The sequence below is a fragment of the Steroidobacter sp. genome, assembly GCF_016790065.1.
In the GTDB taxonomy this organism is placed as follows: Bacteria; Pseudomonadota; Gammaproteobacteria; order Steroidobacterales; family Steroidobacteraceae; genus Steroidobacter.
The window spans coordinates 1-2,229 of sequence record NZ_JAEUPY010000197.1 but is presented as its reverse complement, the minus strand read 5'-3'; the positions used below and the strand labels follow the sequence as shown (position 1 = coordinate 2,229).

Sequence of the window (2,229 nt, the reverse complement as noted above, 5' to 3'; positions counted from 1 at the left end):
GCTCACGCCGGGCTCGATCCGCCATGAGGTTGCGCGCCGTCGTGAACAAGAACGCCTTCGGCGGCAACGGCCGCGCCTTAGCGGCGCTCTCGTAGATACGCACATACACTTCCTGCCGCAGATCGGCGATCTCGGCCGAGTTCAACCAGATGCGTTTGAGATAGCGCGTCAACGCCGCCTCGTGCGGCAGGATCTCGGTCGCGAACCAGTGATCTAACGAGGTCTTCATCCCGGACGCCACCTTACCCGCTGCTTTTGCGGCTCGGTAGGCCCGGAACTCTTTATTTGCCGCCGCTGCAGGAAATCGGGCGGTGGTTCGTCATGACTAGATCAGGGCCCGCGGTGGCCTGGCCCAGCACGCTACAAAGGGTCCCCCGCAAGCGGCCGCTTGCCTTTCGCAAGCTTGCCACGGCCAGCAAGCATCGCATCCAGGCGTTCTCGCGCCTCCCGCTGCCGAAGCACGGCAAGCCTCTCATCGAAGCGACGCTTGAGATCATCAAGCTTAGCCCTGCGCTCACGTGCCCTGAGTTCGGTAAACAGATCGACCATTTCTCGGTATGCACCAGCCGAGATCATCACCATCTCGATGGTCAAATGACGAGTGATCGCGATGCTGCCAGCCTGCTGAACCTGACGCAGAACCTCACTCCAGTTGTTCTTTACTTGGGTCGAATTCCGCTTGGGAAGCTCATCGAGAGATCGAAGCTGCGCGCTCATGGTTCGGTACTCCCCAGGAAAGAATATCTAAAAGGACTGCACCCGATCTGCCCGTTCCGAGCGATGCTGGATCAGCCGCAGGATGGAGCGGTGAAAGTCGTCGAACACGAAGTCGCCCCACAGATCGCCGTACAGTTTCAGGTTCGAGCGATTGGCGTAGGTCGTCCGCAGGGTCACTTCGCACTGCTCGGCACTCAGGGGCCGAATCGAGTAGCCGCCGGAGACCACGGTGAAATATTCGCCGCCGATTTCCACGTGCCGATCGAGGGCATCGCGAGGGATCGAGTTGGGTGGAATGTCGAAGTCGTAGGACAGTCGATACGGCGGCTGCCACTGCGTGACGACCTCTTTGAATTGCACGCCCTTCTCCCACTGCGACGTTCTCACTGCACCGACGCCGGCGCCATTCATCGCCGCTTGTAACGGACGCGGCACGCCCATGGCATGGGTGAAAGACCACCCAAGCTCCTGCTTCTGGATGTCAGCAACGGAGATGAGATTGTTCCAGATGTTCTCGGCGCTCGAGTCGATCACGAGGGTGTTCACCACCGTGCGCTCATGCGAGTCAGGGATCAGCTGCGACTCCAACGGAGCGAACACCACCGGCAGCAGCGCGAAGCAACTGACGACCGCACGGTTGTATCGAACCAGTCGCAAAGCCAGCCCCATCACCAGCCCACCGATGACCGACGCGATCGTGAACACCGGCAGCACCAGCACGATACAAATCAGGCCTTCGATGAACAACACAAACATGGCGATCAGGAAGAACAGCATCGTGCCGGCGGCCGTGCCGATCTGTGCACCGACCGAAAGGCGACCGGCGCGCGAGCCGAAGAACACAGCGATAGCGCCCGTGGCGAACGGCGCCAGCAGCAGAAACGACGCCGAAACGATCTCGTATGAATCGTGGAATACTTCCCACTCGAACATTAGCCGCAGCAGCAATCCATACAGTGCCCCGATGCCGAGACCGATAGTGCGCGGATAGTTTTTCATTGGTGTACCGACGCCATGCCGATGTCCATTCGGCAGGCATCGTACCTCAAGCGCGGCGGTATCGAGCGCCGCCCGAAATCTTCTTTTTGTTCGGGCGGCGCGGTTATTTCAGAGGTTTCACGACGATCAGAAAGTTTCTCTATTCCGTCTTCCCAGCGGCGGCGATGTACCGGTCGACCTGTTCGGCGAGCACATCCAGCGGCATGCCGCCCTCCCCGATGACCGCTGCGTGAAAGGCGCGAATATCGAAGCGCGGACCGAGTTCGGCTTCGGCCCGTCGACGTAACGCCCAGATCTGTTCGTAGCCGAGCCGATAACCCAGCGCCTGGGCGAACAGATCGGTCGAGTAGCGCAGCGACTCGGACGCAATCTGCACGTCCGACTCGAACGTGTGCTCTCGCATGTAAGCACGAGCTTTTTCCAGCGGCCAATCGAAGTAGTTCAAACCGGTATCCACCACCAAGCGTGACGCGAGGAACGACTGCATGAGCGCATGGCCGTAGCGATCGTACG

At 60.1% G+C, this 2,229-nt stretch carries 4 protein-coding genes; all 4 read right to left on the bottom strand.

Features of this window, described 5'->3' with window-relative positions; all coding sequences use genetic code 11:
- Nucleotides 1-229, bottom strand: a 229-nt coding sequence (locus tag JNL55_RS08555) for an RNA polymerase sigma factor (protein ID WP_293852006.1), incomplete at its 3' end; no start/stop codon positions are given.
- 131 nt (nucleotides 230-360) lie between these two features.
- Nucleotides 361-717: a type II toxin-antitoxin system Phd/YefM family antitoxin gene (locus JNL55_RS08550; protein ID WP_293852003.1), complete on the bottom strand. Its 357-nt coding sequence runs from the start codon at nucleotides 715-717 to the stop codon at nucleotides 361-363.
- Nucleotides 718-744: 27 nt separating this feature from the next.
- Nucleotides 745-1,716, bottom strand: coding sequence for a hypothetical protein (locus JNL55_RS08545; RefSeq protein ID WP_293852001.1), 972 nt, complete (start codon nucleotides 1,714-1,716; stop codon nucleotides 745-747).
- 139 nt (nucleotides 1,717-1,855) lie between these two features.
- Nucleotides 1,856-2,229: DUF885 family protein (locus JNL55_RS08540; protein ID WP_293851998.1), on the bottom strand; the 374-nt coding region annotated here is incomplete at its 5' end.